This window comes from Streptomyces sp. NPDC052016, assembly GCF_044548445.1.
GTDB lineage: Bacteria > Actinomycetota > Actinomycetes > Streptomycetales > Streptomycetaceae > Streptomyces.
The window spans coordinates 199,407-214,845 of sequence record NZ_JBIUBX010000004.1 but is presented as its reverse complement, the minus strand read 5'-3'; the positions used below and the strand labels follow the sequence as shown (position 1 = coordinate 214,845).

The 15,439-nt window shown below is 70.8% G+C and carries 10 protein-coding genes and 1 pseudogene; 4 read left to right on the top strand and 7 right to left on the bottom strand.

Going from position 1 to position 15,439, the window contains the following annotated elements; translation table 11 throughout:
* Positions 1-420: 420 nt before the first annotated feature.
* Together ACIHAR_RS07525 and ACIHAR_RS07520 are read right to left on the bottom strand one after the other, a co-directional pair.
* Complete coding sequence (locus tag ACIHAR_RS07525; protein WP_400017712.1) at positions 421-1,269, bottom strand: helix-turn-helix domain-containing protein; 849 nt, start codon at positions 1,267-1,269, stop codon at positions 421-423.
* Positions 1,270-1,422: 153 nt separating this feature from the next.
* Positions 1,423-2,091 carry a hemerythrin domain-containing protein gene (locus ACIHAR_RS07520; protein ID WP_365453166.1) on the bottom strand — a complete coding sequence of 223 codons (669 nt, stop codon included), beginning with the start codon at positions 2,089-2,091 and terminating at the stop codon, positions 1,423-1,425.
* A gap of 335 nt (positions 2,092-2,426) precedes the next feature.
* On the opposite strand from ACIHAR_RS07520, the gene ACIHAR_RS07515 reads away from it, so the two are divergent.
* Positions 2,427-2,609, top strand: coding sequence for a nitroreductase/quinone reductase family protein (locus tag ACIHAR_RS07515; protein WP_365453169.1), 183 nt, complete (start codon positions 2,427-2,429; stop codon positions 2,607-2,609).
* Positions 2,610-3,112: 503 nt separating this feature from the next.
* Here ACIHAR_RS07515 and ACIHAR_RS07510 read toward each other — a convergent pair.
* Positions 3,113-4,177 carry an NAD(+)/NADH kinase gene (locus ACIHAR_RS07510; RefSeq protein WP_365453172.1) on the bottom strand — a complete coding sequence of 355 codons (1,065 nt, stop codon included), beginning with the start codon at positions 4,175-4,177 and terminating at the stop codon, positions 3,113-3,115.
* A gap of 448 nt (positions 4,178-4,625) precedes the next feature.
* On the opposite strand from ACIHAR_RS07510, the gene ACIHAR_RS07505 reads away from it, so the two are divergent.
* Positions 4,626-7,397, top strand: coding sequence for an AAA family ATPase (locus ACIHAR_RS07505; RefSeq protein ID WP_400017708.1), 2,772 nt, complete (start codon positions 4,626-4,628; stop codon positions 7,395-7,397).
* Between the two features lie 211 nt (positions 7,398-7,608).
* Here ACIHAR_RS07505 and ACIHAR_RS07500 read toward each other — a convergent pair whose 3' ends face one another.
* A complete protein-coding gene (locus ACIHAR_RS07500) occupies positions 7,609-7,953 on the bottom strand; it encodes a nuclear transport factor 2 family protein (RefSeq protein ID WP_400017706.1) in 345 nt (114 codons plus the stop codon).
* Between the two features lie 105 nt (positions 7,954-8,058).
* A complete protein-coding gene (locus tag ACIHAR_RS07495) occupies positions 8,059-8,829 on the bottom strand; it encodes a GNAT family N-acetyltransferase (protein WP_365453181.1) in 771 nt (256 codons plus the stop codon).
* A gap of 668 nt (positions 8,830-9,497) precedes the next feature.
* Here ACIHAR_RS07495 and ACIHAR_RS07490 point away from each other — a divergent pair.
* Both ACIHAR_RS07490 and ACIHAR_RS07485 read left to right on the top strand, forming a co-directional pair.
* Positions 9,498-10,898, top strand: coding sequence for a CHASE3 domain-containing protein (locus tag ACIHAR_RS07490; protein ID WP_400017703.1), 1,401 nt, complete (start codon positions 9,498-9,500; stop codon positions 10,896-10,898).
* 429 nt (positions 10,899-11,327) lie between these two features.
* Entirely contained in the window at positions 11,328-14,066 is a 2,739-nt protein-coding gene (locus ACIHAR_RS07485) for an ATP-binding protein (RefSeq protein WP_400017701.1), read from the top strand.
* A 732-nt stretch (positions 14,067-14,798) separates the two neighbouring features.
* On the opposite strand, the pseudogene ACIHAR_RS07480 reads toward ACIHAR_RS07485, so the two are convergent.
* Positions 14,799-14,891, bottom strand: a pseudogene (locus ACIHAR_RS07480) (IS5/IS1182 family transposase); the annotation flags it as partial.
* Positions 14,885-15,220 (bottom strand): hypothetical protein, encoded by a 336-nt coding sequence (locus ACIHAR_RS07475; protein ID WP_400017699.1) that lies wholly within the window; start codon positions 15,218-15,220, stop codon positions 14,885-14,887. The pseudogene ACIHAR_RS07480 and the gene ACIHAR_RS07475, both read right to left, overlap by 7 nt.
* Positions 15,221-15,439: the final 219 nt, after the last annotated feature.

Here is a 15,439-nt window from a genome sequence, read left to right as displayed (position 1 = left end):
CAGACTCCAGGGCTCATGGATCGGCCTTATGACATGACACGAAGAGTGACTACCTGAGTCATATGGCAGGAGAGACGGTAGGTAGATGACTACTTCCGTCGCACGACCCCCTCGTGCACACGGTCGGCACCGCCCGTCGCCTCCTGGTGACCGTGGGCGCGGGCACCCTCTCCCTGGGCAAGAACGGGGTCGGGTCGACGGCGGCCGCACGCGTCGACGCCGTTCTGTGAACCGGAGGCACTCTGCTCGGCCTGATCACCGCGGTGTGGATCCCCTACCTGGCGATGACCGAGCACAAAGGTCGGCGAGGATTCCGCCTTCGGCGGGTGGCTGGTGCCGGTCTCCGCCCATGGTCAAACCTGCGCCCTGGCTGGCACTGCCCCTGCACTCGGACGCCTTCGGCGGGGCCTCCGTCGTCCTCTACACCCTGCTGCTGACCGCCTGGGCGACCGTCGCCGTCCGCACCCTGCGCGGCAGCTTCCGAGGCACGCTGTTCCTGGCCCCGGCCCCGACGCCCACCCGCGCGGTGACACCGACGCACAGGCTGCCCGGCCCGCTGCGCTCAGACGGGACGCGGTGGGTCCGTACGCACCTGGTCGTCTTCCAGACCACGGCCGGGTCGGACCGTCTCCCGGGCCTCGGGAGGCATGACCGCCCGGCCGTTCGCCGGTCCACCGCCCGACGGGCCGCCCGCCCGTACACCGTCCAGCAGGACGGCTGGGGCGCGCCCGGCTCCGCATAGCTCAGGAACGGGGACCCCGCGACGGTCACCACGTTCCGCAGCAGTGGGTCGGCCTCCATCCCCCGGCAGGAGGACAGCCGTACCCCGGCGCCGGCCAGCAGCTGGGCGACGGCCTCGCCCAGCACCTCGCGGGACGGCTCCAGGGTGGGCGATCCGGTGGTGAACACCTCGCGCAGCGCCCCGTCCCGGGTGACGGCCCCGGCGCCGGCCACGGCTGCGGGTCGGGCCGTCTCCCCGGCCGGTCCGCCGCCGGCCGTGCGGCACAGCGCGTCGACCGTGTCGGCGACGTCGTCGGCGTAGGACGGCCTGCAGGAGACCGCCCGCGAGGGGAACCTGCGGTAGAGGGTCGCTATGCCGGTCCCCGCGCGTCGTGCGATCGCCTTCAACGACACGTCGTCACCGTTCTCGGCGAACTCCTCGCGCGCGGCGGCGACGATCGCGTCGTGGTTGCGGGCGGCGTCCGTCCGAGTGGATCGCGTCGACGCCCTCTGGAGGAGGGCCGCCCGTGCACGGTCCTGATCGGTCACAGTGCTCTCCTGCACGGGGTGATGAGATGGGCTGCGGCCGTCTCCCGCCGCCGGAAGAAGGGCAACGCGCCGCGCCGGCCGCCGCCGGACGACCGGCGCGGAGCCGCTCGGGGGACCGGCGCGGCCCGGGCGCGGCGGCCCGGCGCCGCCGGTTCAGGCAGCCGACCCGTACACCTTGCGGGCGTGCCGGGCGTAGGCCTTCGGGCCCACCACGGGCATGATCAGCCGGGGCACCAGGGGCGCGGTCGAGAGCATGAGCTTGACGACCTCGGGGTCGGCGAGCGAGGCGAGCATGCCGAAGACGACGGGCAGCTTGGTCTTGGGCAGCGCGTTGATCGCGTGGTCCCCGAGCTCGTGCCACTCCTTGGCCGTCACGTACTCGGGGACGATCGGCAGGACGTCCTTCTCCTCGATGCCGAGGTGGTCGGTCAGCAGGCTGCCCAGCCGCTCAAGGGAATCGGCGAGCCGCTCCCCCGACTCCTTCGAAGGCCGCTCGCGCCAGATCGCCAGCCGCTGCGCCGACTCGGCGAGCAGGGCCGCGATCTCCTCGTGCTGGCTCTCCAAGAGGGCCACGGTGTCACCGAGCCGGTCACCCGCCCGCTCCAGCAGCTTGGGCCACAGCAGCTCGTCCTCGCCCTTGTGGTGCAGGTGGAGGAACTCCTCGACGAGCTGCGCGTGATCCGCGACCACCGCGGCCCGCTCGACATCACCGGCCTCCACGCTCTTGATCAATGCGGGAAGCCGGGAGTAGCTCTGCCGGAAGGCCTCGTGGACCACGAGCATGTCTCGGACGTCGGCGCGGTCGGTGGTTGCGTGGGGCATGTCAGTACCTTCTCGAGGATGTCAAACAGGGGGCTCAGCGAAGAGCGGGCATCATGTCAGTACGAGCTGTCGGACAACTACCTGACACGAACATGAGTCTACTGGAATGTCATGTTGCACTCAGCAGTGCTCGACAGGGCGTCACATCGTGTCAGGGAATGCGTGTTGACTGCGGTAACGTGACTTACCCTCACTGACCAGTGCGGTCTGCCACGACCTGTCCAAGCAACCTCAAGGCAGTGACCCATGGCGGAACGCACCCCCGAACAGCCCACCGCGGACAGGGACCTCAGTGTCATTCCGGAGAGGTCTGGGTCCTTGACCAAGCGCGCCTGGTGGGCACCGCGCTCGAAACGGGCACGACGGACACCATCGCGGTGGAGTACGGCGCCACGCACGCCCAGTTGGTCATCCTCACGACGACCGGGGCCAGGATGGGCCGGACCCGGCAGACCCCGGTGATCCGGGTGCAGCACGGGGGCCGGTACGCGGCCGTCGCCTCCAAGGGGGCGCCCTGACCCATCCCGCCTGGTACCACAACCTTGTGGCCCACCCGGACGCGAGGCCGTACCGGGCGCGGGATGTCCACGGAGCCGAGCGCCAGGGACCGCGCGGTCCGCGCCGGGCCCTCCTACTACGGTTACCGCTCCAAGACCACGCGGGTGATTCCGGTGCTGGTACTGGAACCGGTGGACTGATCCCCGGGATCCGCCACCTCCCGCCGGCTGATGCGGACAGCGGTGCGGCTCTCCGTTCACCTCATCCGCCGGTCCTCTTCGCGCCTTCGGCAGCCACAGGCCGCGCTCGGCCATGCGCCTGTGAGGCCGGCGGGAGCCGGCGGATCTGATCTGGTCGACGAGTCGAGGCGCTGTCCCCGGGAGGGGCACGGAGCCGCCACACGCCCGTGATCGCACGACAGGCGCTCCGGTTCACGGCCGCCCCGGCTCGGGGCCGGAGCGCCGCTTCGAGCGGCAGCACCCGACGGGCCGGCCGCGAACGGCGTCGGCAGCCTCTCCACCGGTCAGCGAGCGGCCGTGGGCGGCGGCAGCCGCAGGTTCGCCAGGTCCGGCGGGATGGGCGTGTCGGGGCGGAAGAACGGCTCCGAAGGCCCGTCCGCGGCCGTGGCGGGGGCGTCGGTCAGACGGAAACGGTCTCGCAGCCGCCCGTAGAAGTCCGTCGGGTGCAGACGGATGAGCCGCACCCGGTCGGGCGCACGGAAGACGCCGATCCAGTCACGGGGGTCGAGGACACCGCGCAGTTGGCCGTCCACACTCACGGCGGCAGGCCCGGAATGCGGCAGGACCCGCAGGGCCACGGGCTCGTCCGGCGCGGCGACGATGCTGCGGCTGAAGGTCATGTGCGGGGCGATCGGGGTGAAGACCACCGCTTCCATGTGCGGGGAGAGGACCGGACCACCGGCGGCGAAGCTGTAGGCGGTGGATCCGGTGGGCGTGGCGACGGCCAGCGCGTCGGCGGAGTACGAGGCCAGGAGCCGGCCGGCGATGTAGACACCGACGCTCACCTGGCGGTCGCGCGCCAGCTTCTCCAGGACGACGTCGTTGACGGCGTTGACGTCGAGAGGGATGCCCCAGCCTTCCCCCTCGGTCGTCTCGGGCCGGATGTGCGGGGCGGGCAGCGCCGGCCCGCGCCCGTACAGCAGCAGGGCCCCCAGATCCGGCGGGATCTCCAGGGGCCGCGAGCAGCGCATGGTGAGCGTCATGCGTTCCTCAACGGCGGCGTGCCCCTGGTGCACGGCGTCGAGGGCGGCCGTCACCTCCGACACCGGAACCTCGGTGAGGAAGCCGACCTTCCCCAGGTCGACGCCGAGTACCCGGGCACCGCTCTTGCAGGCGATCCGGGCGCCGCGCAGGAAGGTTCCGTCGCCGCCCAGGGTGACGACGAGATCCGGATTGCCGGCGGCCTCGGCTTCCTCGCGGCCCCCTCGGCGGTGGTGGTCCCCGGCCCACACGTCGATGTCGGTGCAGGGAATGCCGCGGGCCTCGCTCCAACCATGTACGGTCCGCGCCGCCTCGCGGGCGGCGGCCCGCCCCTGGTGGACGACGAGACCGATGCAATGTACGGGCATGATGTCGCCTTCCTGAAGTGGTGTGTAAAACAACTTACTTCCGATGCTGACTTCTGGGCATGTCACCACCCAGCCCAGAAGCATGGGGGCTGCCCCACACTCCTGCTGGCGCGGGCTCGATGTCATGACAGTGCACGGGCTGAGAGCCTGTGAGCGAGCCGTCACCCAACAGGCCCACGTCAGGAGGTGACCGCCGTGCCCTCGCCCGTCTGCCGGTCAACGGGGGCGCGACGCATTCCGACCGCCCGAAGAGCACGCCGAGCCGGTCGTAACTCCTCGCCGTGCAGGCTCCTTTCCGCGTCAAAAAGGCCTGTGGGGCCGTGATACATCTCCGTCGCTCGCCGTGGTGAGGTCGTGATGCTCGGCGAAATCCATGTATGGCAGCAGAAAGGAATACAAGAAGGATGTTCGTCTTGAGGCTCCGGAACCCCTCGGGCAGACTTCAGCCGTGACAGAGTCCGGCACGCAGCCCGCGACCTTGGTGGGGCGCCTTGAGGAGACGGAATTCCTGCGGCGCTTCCTGGACCGGGTCGGGGCGAACGGCGGTGCGCTGGTCATCTCCGGCGAACCCGGTGTCGGCAAGACCGAACTGCTGGAGGCGACCGCCGAGGCCGCCCGGGCGTCGGGGACGACCGTACTGCGCGTGACCGGCACCGAGTTCGAGGCGGACGTCGGCTACGCCGCGCTGCATCAGGCCCTCCTCCCCCTGTCATGTGTTCTGTCCGCGCTCGGCGACGAGCAGGCCGGAGCGCTAAGGGTCGCGCTGGGCTTCGAGACCGGCCCCGCGCCGGACCGGCTCCTGCTGTCCAGCGCCGTCACGATGCTGCTCCGCAGGGCGGCGGCCGAGACGCCCCTGCTCCTGCTCATCGACGACGTGCCCTGGCTGGACAGGGCCAGCGCGGTGGTGCTCGGGTTCGCCGCCCGTCGGCTCGTCGGCAGCAGAGCCGGGCTCCTCGCCGCGCTGCGAACCGGTTCGCCCGGCTACTTCGACGTCTCCGGTCTCCCTGAGCTGACGGTGCGGCCCTTGGACGACGAGGCGGCCGTCCACCTGCTGACCACACGCTTTCCCGGTCTCGACCCGCAGACGCGGGCCCGCGTGCTGGACACCGCCCAGGGCAATCCGCTCGCACTGCTCGAACTGCCCCAGGCGCTGGAGGAGGCACGGGACGGCCCGACACGGTCCCTGCCGCCGGTGCTGCCGCTCGGCCAACGCCTCCAGCGGCTGTTCGCCGCCCGGGTTGCGGCGCTCCCCACCCCGACCAGGCGCCTGCTGCTGACCGCGGCCCTGGAGAGCAGCGGTGAGCTGCGCGTCCTGCAAGCGGCGGCCGGTGACGACTACCGGCTGGACGACCTCGGACCCGCCGAGCGCGACCAGCTCGTGCGGATCACGACCGACCGGCATCGAGTCGCGTTCCGGCACCCGCTGATCAGGTCCGCCGTGGTCGCCGAGTCGACGTCCGCCGACCGCCGGCGGGTGCACCGAGCCCTGGCCACGGCACTCGTGGACGACGACGAGCGCCGGGCCTGGCATCTGGGCGAGGCCACCCTGGAACCGGACGAGGAGGTGGCGGCGCAGCTCGAAGCCGCCGCACGCCGCGTGTTGGCCCGGGGTGACTACCAAGCGGTGATCTCCCTGCTGTGCCGGGCAGCAGACCTCAGCCCCTCGGCGGACGGGCGCGCCCGCCGCCTGGCCGAGGCCGCCTACGTCGGGGCGGAGGGCATGGCGGAGACGAAGGGTGCCGCCGAGCTGCTGGACGGGGTCCGGCAGGCGGGCCGGCAGGTCCATGCCTCCCTCAACTACGTCTCGGCCGCGGCCCTGCTGCTGCTCGATTCGGACGGGCACGTCGACACGGCCCACCGGCTGCTGGTCGGGGCCCTCGAGGCGCACCCGCGCCCCGGGGACGCGTCCGACACGTCAGTGGTCAACGCGCTGTGGACGCTCGCGCTGGTCTGCTTCGTGAGCGGGCGGGCCGAGCTGTGGTCGGCCTTCCGCGCCGCGACGGCCAGACTCAAACCCAAGCCGCCCTCCATGCTCTCCCTGGTCACCGGCATGTTCGGCGATCCCGCCCGGGACGGGGTGGCCCTGCTGCCGCGGCTGGACGCCGCACTGGCCACGGTGCACGACGCGAACGACCCGGCCACCGTGCAGAACCTGGCGGCGGCCGCCTGGTACGCGGACCGCCTCGCCGACGTACGGGAGCCTCTGTGGCGGCTCATCCGCAGCGGGCGGGCGGGCGGACCCGGTCGCAGGCGGCTGGTCGCCCTCATGGACGTCTGCGTCGACGACTTCCACCGCGGCGAGTGGTCGGAGGCCGCGGAACTGGCCGCCGAGGGCCTCGGCATCTGCGAGGAGCCCGGAGCCAGGTTCTTCGGCTGGTACTTCCGCTACCACCAGGCGCTTCTCGCCGCCGTCCAGGGCAGTTTCGAGACCAGCCGGGCCCTGGCCGACCAGATGATCGGCTGGGCCGGCGCCCGCGGCGTGGGCACGGCCGTGACCTATGCCCGGCACGCCCTGATCCTGGCCGACCTGGGCGAGGGCGACTTCGAGTCCGCGTACCAGCACGCCACGGCGGTCAGTCCGGCCGGGACACTGGCCCCGTACGCACCGCACAGCCTCTGGGTCGCCCTGGACCTCGTCGAGGCCGCTGTGCGCACCGACCGGAGCGCCGAGGCGGAGGAACACGTCCGCGCGCTGCGCGAAACGGGCGTCGCGGACCTCTCTCCCCGGCTGGCGATCCTGGAAGCGGGCTGCGCGGCCGTCGTCGCGCCCGACGACGCGGCGCCGAAACTGTTCGAGCAGGCGCTGAGCCTGCCCACGGTCGACGCGTGGCCGTTCGACACCGCCCGCATCCGCCTGCTGTACGGAGAACGGCTGCGCCGCCTGCGGGCGCCGTCCGAGGCCCGCACCCAGCTCCGGCCGGCCCTCACGTCCTTCGAGAAACTGGGCGCCGCCCCGTGGGCGGCCCGCGCGGAGCGGGAACTGCGGGCCGCGGGCCAGGCCACCCAAAGCGCCGCGCACGGCGGCAAGGTGGCGACGCTGACACCGCAGGAACTGGAGATCGCCCGCCTTGCGGCATCGGGCATGACGAACAAGGAGATCGGCGAACGACTGTTCGTCTCGCCGCGCACGGTGAGCACTCACCTGTACCAGATCTTCCCGAAGCTGGGCATCACCAAGCGGGCCGCCCTACGCGACGCCATCGGCACCGACGAGCCCTAAGGTGTCCGCGGAATCCCGCCTGTCCCCGCGGACACACGAGCCCTGGTGTCGCGGAGTCCCGCCTGTCCCCGCGAACACACGACGCTCAACCGGACACGACCCAGGACTCTCGCGTGCCAGGCCCCGCGACGCCGGCGCGCTCCGCCACGTGATCCGACCTCGATGGTGCCGGGGCGCGTGACAGGAAACCCCCTGCCCCTGCCCCGTACGGTCAGCTGATCCGCAGACCGGCGATGAGTCCGTCGCGCAGTTCGAACTCCATCGGGCCGTTGCCGTTGTAGCCGTTCCCCGACACCTTCAGCCGCAGCCGGTAGGAGTCCTCTCCCGGGCCCCGCTCAGCGGAGACCAGCTCGAAGTGCGCCTGCACCCCGATGTTGTCGGTGCGGTTCCACGAACGCACGCCGTCGCGGCCGTGGAACTCGCGCCCCCAGTCGTTGAGGTGGGCGTCCGGCGTGAAGGCGGCGACGAACGCTTCGGAGTCGCCGTGGTTGGTCGCGTCGATGAAGACGCGGACGGCGTGGGGAAGCTCGTTGTCTTTCCTGGGGATGTCTGTCATGGGAATCCGGCCTCACTGGGGATGGGAGAGTCGATCAACGCGCTCGTGTCCCGTCGATGACATCACCTATCGTCCATCTCTGAGATCACATGTTTGAGGGTGATGTCAGGCTGGCCCGGAGAAGAGATGGTAGTGGGAGACGGTCTCGAAGCCGAAGCGCCGGTACAGCGGCTCGCCCATGGCGCTGGCCCCGAGCGCGGCCAGCCGCATCCCCCGCTCCTGCCCGACCCGCAGCGCGGCCTGGGTCAGGGCCCCGCCGATGCCGCGTCGGCGATGGCTGGCGGCGACGTGGACGAGGAAGAGGCCGGCCACCTGGTGCGCCGTGATGACAACGGTCGTACCGACCACCTGGCCGTCCAGTACGGCGGCCAGGCGCACGATGTCGGCGTTGTCGGGGCGCTTCTCCTCGGCGCCGACCGCCCCGGCCTCCAGGTCGGGCGACATCCCCATCGAGTTGCCGTAGGTGCGCACCAGCTCCGTCAGCCGATCCCGGTCCCCGACCTCCTCGACCGTCAGCCCCGGCGGTTCCTCGGTCGGTTCCACCCGGTGGAGGAGGCGGGTCATCAGCGGTACGGGACCGAGCGGTACGGCTCCCAGCCCCGTGAGGGCGTCGGCGGTGCCGGTCGGGCTGTCCGGACCGACCCACCACCACCAGGGCACGCCCGCGAGCCGCTCCCGCGCGGTCGCCATGGCCTCTTCGGCGACGTCCAGCGACCGCAGCCGGACCACGCCGTTGAACTGGGGCTGGGCCAGACCGCTGCGGAAGACCTCCATGTCCCCGTTGGTCCGGTCCTGAAGGCCCCATCCCATGAGGTACTGCCGGAAGGCGGCGGTCACCCTGGGCAACGAGTCCGCGGCGGTCGAAGTGAGTTCCATAAGTGTTGCCTCCGTGAGGTGCGGGTCCCGAACCCCAGGGGGCGGAGCCGACGCAGAACAGCGGCCGATGTCCGCGATGGGGTGCGGCGACGTCGAAGGGGTGGGTCCGCCGGCCCGCCGCGCATTCCGCTGCCGCGCGCCCTCCGCGTACGCGACCGGAGCGAACACGGCGTAGACGAGCACCCAGTTGGACACGACGAAGACGGTGTCGGCCGTCGCGTGGACGCGCGGCCACGCCGCCATCGTCAGGACGCTCCGACGGGAGTACCGGTGCACAGCGCCAGCAGCAGCGGACGGCGAGCGGCGAACTCCTGTACCGGCGTAAACCACCACCCGACTCCCGCAACCGCGGCGACCCACTGGCCGACCCGGACCGGAAGACCGTGGGCACGGCGGGCCGCCGGGGACTTTCATGTCCGTAGTGTAGAGGCTGGCACAGCACACTTGGGAACACGTGACTCCTCAGACTTAGTCCGTTCTAACATGTGCGTCTGGCGGAACCCTCAAGTATCTTCAGTAAGGGGTACTAAGTGGGCCATGGGGGCGTGATTGACTACTCCTTACTTGTTTCGTAGTTTCACTTCACGTGCGACTACATAGCTCCATGAAGCATCTCAGTCCTTACCAGCGCTAGGCGGGGCATGACGGTTCGACGGCGGTATGGGGGTATGCGACTGGGGCTGACGAGCCTCACGATCGCCGCGGGCGGTCTGCTCGGCCTGCTCATAGGCGTCGCGTTCGCCGTCCTGCTGTGGGCCATCTCCGACGCGAACTACTCCACCTCGGCCAGACGCGCCTCCCGGACCGCGCTCGTCGAGGCCGGCACCCTGGAGCAACTGGTCCTGGACATCGAGACGGGTCAGCGCGGCTTCGTGATCACCAAGCGGGTGGAATTCCTCCAGCCCTGGCAGGAGGCGCGCGAGGACCTTCCCGCGGAGTCACGGGAGTTCATCGGGAGCACCACCTCCCCCGCCCAGCACCGCGCCGCCGAGCAGATCACGCTCAGCGTCAAATCCCTGCTGAACGACTACTCGATTCCGCTGGTGGAGGCGGTCCGGCGGGGCGACCCCACGGCGTCCGGCCTTGCGGCCACGGCCGAGGGCAAGCGACGCGTCGACGCCCTGCGGGACCAGTTCGACCGGTACATGGCGAACGAGCGTGAGCAGCTGGACGCGCGGGAGGCAGCCGCGGGGGCCAACACCCGTCGTGCGGTCATCGCGGCCGGGGTGGGGCTGGCCGCGTCGATGCTGCTGGTGACCGCGTTCACGGTGCTGCAGCACCGAGCCGTCGTCCGCCCGGTCCGCGGCGTGGCCGAGGCGGCCCAACGGCTCGCGGGCGGCGACCTCTCCGTACGGATTTCGCCCAGCAAGGTGGCCGAGACGGGTGCGCTGGGCACCTCCTTCAACACCATGGCCGTCTCCTTGCAGGACAGCCGCAGACGCATCATGGAGAGCGTCCAGGCGGTGCACCGGCGCACGGCCCGGGACCTGCACGACGGGGCGCAGCAGCGGCTCGTCAGCCTGATGATCGGGCTACGGCTCGCCCGGGAGATGATCCCTGGCAGGGAGACGACCACAATCGAACTGCTGGACCAGTCGATCGACAACGCGCAGACGGCGATCGACGAGTTGAGGTCGCTCGCCTCGGGCATCTATCCGCTGGTGCTGACGGTGAAGGGCATGGTGGCGGCGGTGCAGGACCTGGCGTCCCGGTGCCCGGTCCCCGTCGTCGTCGAGAGCGGGGTCGACCGGCGGATGCCCTCGGCCGTGGAGTCGAACGCCTACTTCGTCGTCGCCGAGGCCGTGACCAACGCGGTCAAGCACGCACAGGCGTCCCGGATCGACGTCCACCTCGAACTGACGGATGTCCTGCGGCTACGCGTCGTGGACGACGGTGTCGGCGGCGTGGGCGAGGCCAAGGCCGGCACCGGTCTTACCGGGCTGGCGGACCGGGTCTCCGCCTTCGACGGCACGCTGACCATCGACTCGCCCCCCGGCGGTGGCACCTCCGTCCAGGTGCGGATCCCGATCCCGTCGGAAGCACCCGACGCCGAGGACGACGACCACTGACTCCCGCAGGCACCTGAGCGCGATCACGGGGCTCATCGGGCGCGACACACCTGAGGACGTCCGAGTGCCGGGCCGTAGATGCCGACGCCTTGTGCCCGATCACGTCGGCCCGTCGCCCGGCGAGCAGCAGCAGCCTGCCGTAGGCGATGGCGTAGGCGGTGACGACCACTGCCGGTCGCTGTCGCTGAACCCGAGCGCTTTCAGCCGGGTCCCCCTCGAGAGCAGTTCCAGGGGAAGCACTCCGAGGGCTACAGCACCCTGCCGTGGGGAACGCCGCGGAGGGCCGTCTCGACTACCAAGACCTGCGTGGCCGATTTGCCACCCGCCTTGTGGGAACGTGCTAACTTCTGGCAATCGGAGAGATGTTCCTTTTCGGTCGAAAGGGATTGGCGGTCGGCAGGTCTCGCACGGATGGCATTGGAAAGGCTCATGCTGTACGGACGTGACGCCGAGCTGCGACTGCTGGCGGACCTCGTCACCCGTGCCTTCGACGGGACAGGCGGTGCGCTGCTGCTGCGCGGAGAGGCCGGGATCGGCAAGACTGCCCTGCTCGGCGCCGTCCGGGAGACCGCTCGGGCGCGTGGCGGCCGTGTCCTGTCGGCGCTCGGCGTGCAGTCCGAGGCCTCGGTTCCCTTCGCAGGACTGCACCAACTGCTCGCCCCGGTGCTCACGGATCACACCCCGTCGCTGACGGCTCGGCAACGGCAGGCGCTGTTCGCGGCCTTCGGAATGACCACGGGCCACCCTCCCGAGATGTTCTCCGTCGGACTGGCGGCGCTCGAACTGATCAGCGGCCTCGCCGACGAGGCCGCCGTCGTCCTTCTGATCGACGATGCCCACTGGATCGACGGCCCGAGCAGCGAGGTGCTGGCCTTCGTGGCACGGCGGCTGGAAGCGGACCGGGTCGTCATGCTCATTGCAGCCCGGGAGGGGCAGGACACCGTGCTGAGCGACGCGGGCCTGGACGAGCTGCAGATGGCGCCGCTCGACGACGACGCCGCGCTCGCGCTCCTCACGGCTCACGCGCCGGAACTCGACCGGTCCGTACGCGACCGACTGCTGGCCGAAGCCGTCGGCAATCCGCTGGCACTGGTCGAGCTCCCGGCGACGCTCGCGAGCGACGGAAGCGTCCCGCGCACATTGCTCCCCTGGCTGCCCACCACCCGCCGCCTGGAACGCTCGTTCCTCTCGCGGGCGTCGGCCCTGCCGGACTCGAGCCGGACCGCGCTGCTGGTCGCGGCGGTCGACGAAGAAGGGGACCTGACCGAGATCCTCGGGGCCGCGCAGGTCCTCGACGGCTTCGCCCACCCGGTCGCCTCCCTGGAACCCGCCGTCGACGCCGGGTTGATCGAGCTGAGCGGGCACGAGGTGCGCTTCCGCCACCCGCTGGTCCGTTCGGCGGTCTACCACGCGGCCACCGCCTCGAGACGGCTGGCCGCGCACACGGCACTGGCCACGGTGCTGGCAGGACACCCCGAACGCCGTGCATGGCACCGTGCGGCCGCCGCCCAGGGGCCGGACGACGACGTGGCGCTCGACCTCGAGCAGGCCGCCTGCCGGGCGCTCCACCGGGGAGCTCCGCGAGCCGCGGCCGAGGCACTGCGGCAGGCCGCCCTTCTCAGCCGGCCGCACACCCACCGCGGGCGCCTGCTGCTGCGCTCGGCCGAGATCCATTTCGAGCTCGGCGAGGCGTCCGTCGCACGCCGGCAGCTGGCCGAGGCGAGAGCGACGCAACTGGAGACAGGCGAATGGCTGCGTCTCACCTTGTGGACGGAGGCGCTCAACGAGGAGAGCTGGTTCACTCCGGAACGGGTACGGGCCTTCGCCGACGTGGCGGACCGGCTGGCCGACGCCGAGAGCGACGGGGCCGCGCTGGCGCTCAGAGCGCTGTGGCCGCTGTCCATCGGCTGTTGGTACGGCAACCCGACCGAGGAGACGCGCGGCCTCGTAGTCAAGGCGGCACGACGCCTGCAGAGCGACGACAGCGAACCGATGGTCCTGTCCATCGCCGCCTGCGCGGACCCGGTCGCGGAAGCGGCCTGGGTCATCGACAGGGCGAGCCGACTGGCGCCGGGGGCCGTGGACGACCCCGCCGAGCAGCACGCGCTCGGCGCCTCGTTGACCGCCGTCTGGGCGTACGACCTCTCCTGGCCGTATCTGTGCGCGGCCGTCGACGGCCTGCGCCACCAAGGCCGCCTCGGACTGCTGGGCGAAGCCCTGGCATCCCAGGCGTGGGCGGCGATCCAGCTGGGAAAGCACCGGTCGGCACGGACCGCGGCGGACGAGTCACGGCGTCTGTCCCGCGACACCGGCCGGTCCCGGTGGGCGTACGTCGCCGATCTCGCCCTGGCCACCCTGGCCGGTGAACGCGGCGAATCCGACGTCGCGAACGAACTCATCCGGACGACCGAGGCGGAACTGCTCTCGGCGGGCGCGCAGTCCATCCTCGCCTTCGCCCAGTACGCCAGAGGCCGGCACGCCATGGTCAACAAGCAGTACAACGACGCCTTCGAGCAGCTGGCACGCATACTGGACCCGGCCGACATCGCCTACCACCGGTTCGTGGGCTGTTGGGGTATTGCGGACCTGATCGAGGCCGCGGTCCGCACCGGCCGCGACGCCGAGGCAGAACACTACTTCGCGGAACTGGAGGCTCTGGCCGAAAGGACGACCGCACCCTTTCTGAAGGCCATGGCCACCTACGCCCGCCCCCTCGTCGTCCCCGAGGACGAGGCGGAAACCTGCTACCAACAGGCTCTCGACACCCGACTGCTGGCCAACTGGCCGTTCCACCGAGCACGGCTGCTGCTGGCCCACGGCCGGTGGCTGCGTCGCAGGCGCCGCATCCTGGAGGCCCGCCGCCCGCTGCGGGCGGCCGTGGAGAGCTTCGAAGCACTGGGGGTCACCGCGTACGGCGAGGATGCGCGGGCCGAGCTTCGCGCGGCGGGTGAAACGGTCGGCAGGCCCACGCCCTCCACTGCGGACGCCCTCACTCCGCAGGAGCTGCAGATCGCCAGAATGGCAGCCACCGGGATGACCAACCGCGAGATCGGCACACGCCTGTTCATCTCCCACCGGACGGTCGGCCAGCACCTCCGCCACATCTTCCCGAAGCTCGGCGTCACCTCCCGCGGCCAACTGCACCTGGTCGACCTCGGCAGTGACTGACTCGGTTCCGAAGCCGACGGGGCACCACGTGACGTCACGCTGTCGGGCGTATGGTCGATTCCAGGGCGGCCGCTCCACTCTGCCAGCCTGGGGTCATGGGCACACCAGTGGCCATTGAACGCTCCGGTTGACCATCTCTACGCTCAGTGTCGACTCTCCTCAAGGGCGTCCCGCCGGCGTACTCGGTCTCCTTCGGCGCGCGGAACACTTTTGCCGCCCGCACGCTGACCGAGTGGATGGCACACCGCCGTCTGTCCACCTCACCGCGAGCGCCGAGTTCGTCGAGACGACTCGGTGCCCGCCCCCGCGGATCGGTAGCTCCGCTGCCCGGGCAGGCTTCTGTGTGAGTCCCTGCTCACCACGCTCTCCGCGTCCCCCGGCGCCGGTGATAGCCGGCCCGCTCACTCGATGGCCGAGCGCTATTCGGACTGGGCCCCGACACCGCCGTGCAGGGCCCAGGAGCGCGCCGCCTCCCGTATCCCTCGTATCGGCAGGCGCTCGAACGGGCACGTGGCCCGAACCCTTAACCACTACTTCCGCCTGCAGCAGCGCACTGGACGCAGTGATTCGTAGATTTCTGGTCCCCTCCGCAACGTCCCACCGACCGCGGACGCCCCTTCGACGGCCTGCCGCTCTGACGAGCGGCTGGCCGCCCCAGTCCCGCAATGATCTTCGAGTGGGCCTGGAGGCGCTGGCCTGATGTGTGACGTGCTCGCTCACCGGGCGGGGGATGAGGTTGTGCAGGCGGGCGATGCCGAGCATGGCGTGATGGACGCCGTCGCCTTTCAGTCGGCTGTCGCGGAGGATCGTCCAGCTCTTCATGCGGGTGACCATCGCAGCGGAGCTTCACCACGTGAGACCACCTCATAGGAGGAGGGGTGCCTCTGCGGTTCAACAGTCTTGAGCAGGCACTCGCGGTCGTCCGCCCTGATCAGTCCGTCCGGAAGAGCCTCGTCCTCCAACAACGCACGCAGCGCAGAAGCATGTGCGGCGAAGGCCGCCCTGCACCCTTCGCGTTCCGGGTGATCGCAGTCGTTGCCGAGCAGCAGGACCTGGCCTTCGTTGTCCACATCAACAGGTTGAGACAGTTCCGCGGCAACGACCAGGAGGTCGACCAGGCCGGAGCGCACCGCGATGTCAGGGAAACCTGACATCACGCACATACCTCTGCCCCTGCCCCGGCTCGCAGGACATCGCCCCGAAGGGCGCCCGTCGGATCAAACTCTTCCCGCGGCGAGCGTCGAACGCAAGCGTCAAGATCCACTGCTGGCGCCCCCACCCTGGGGGTAGTGGCGTGACAGCCCGGCACCGCGTTCCGGGACAGCCCTTGACTTGTTCTTCATGCTCCGTGGGCTTCGCCCGGTCAGTAGCGC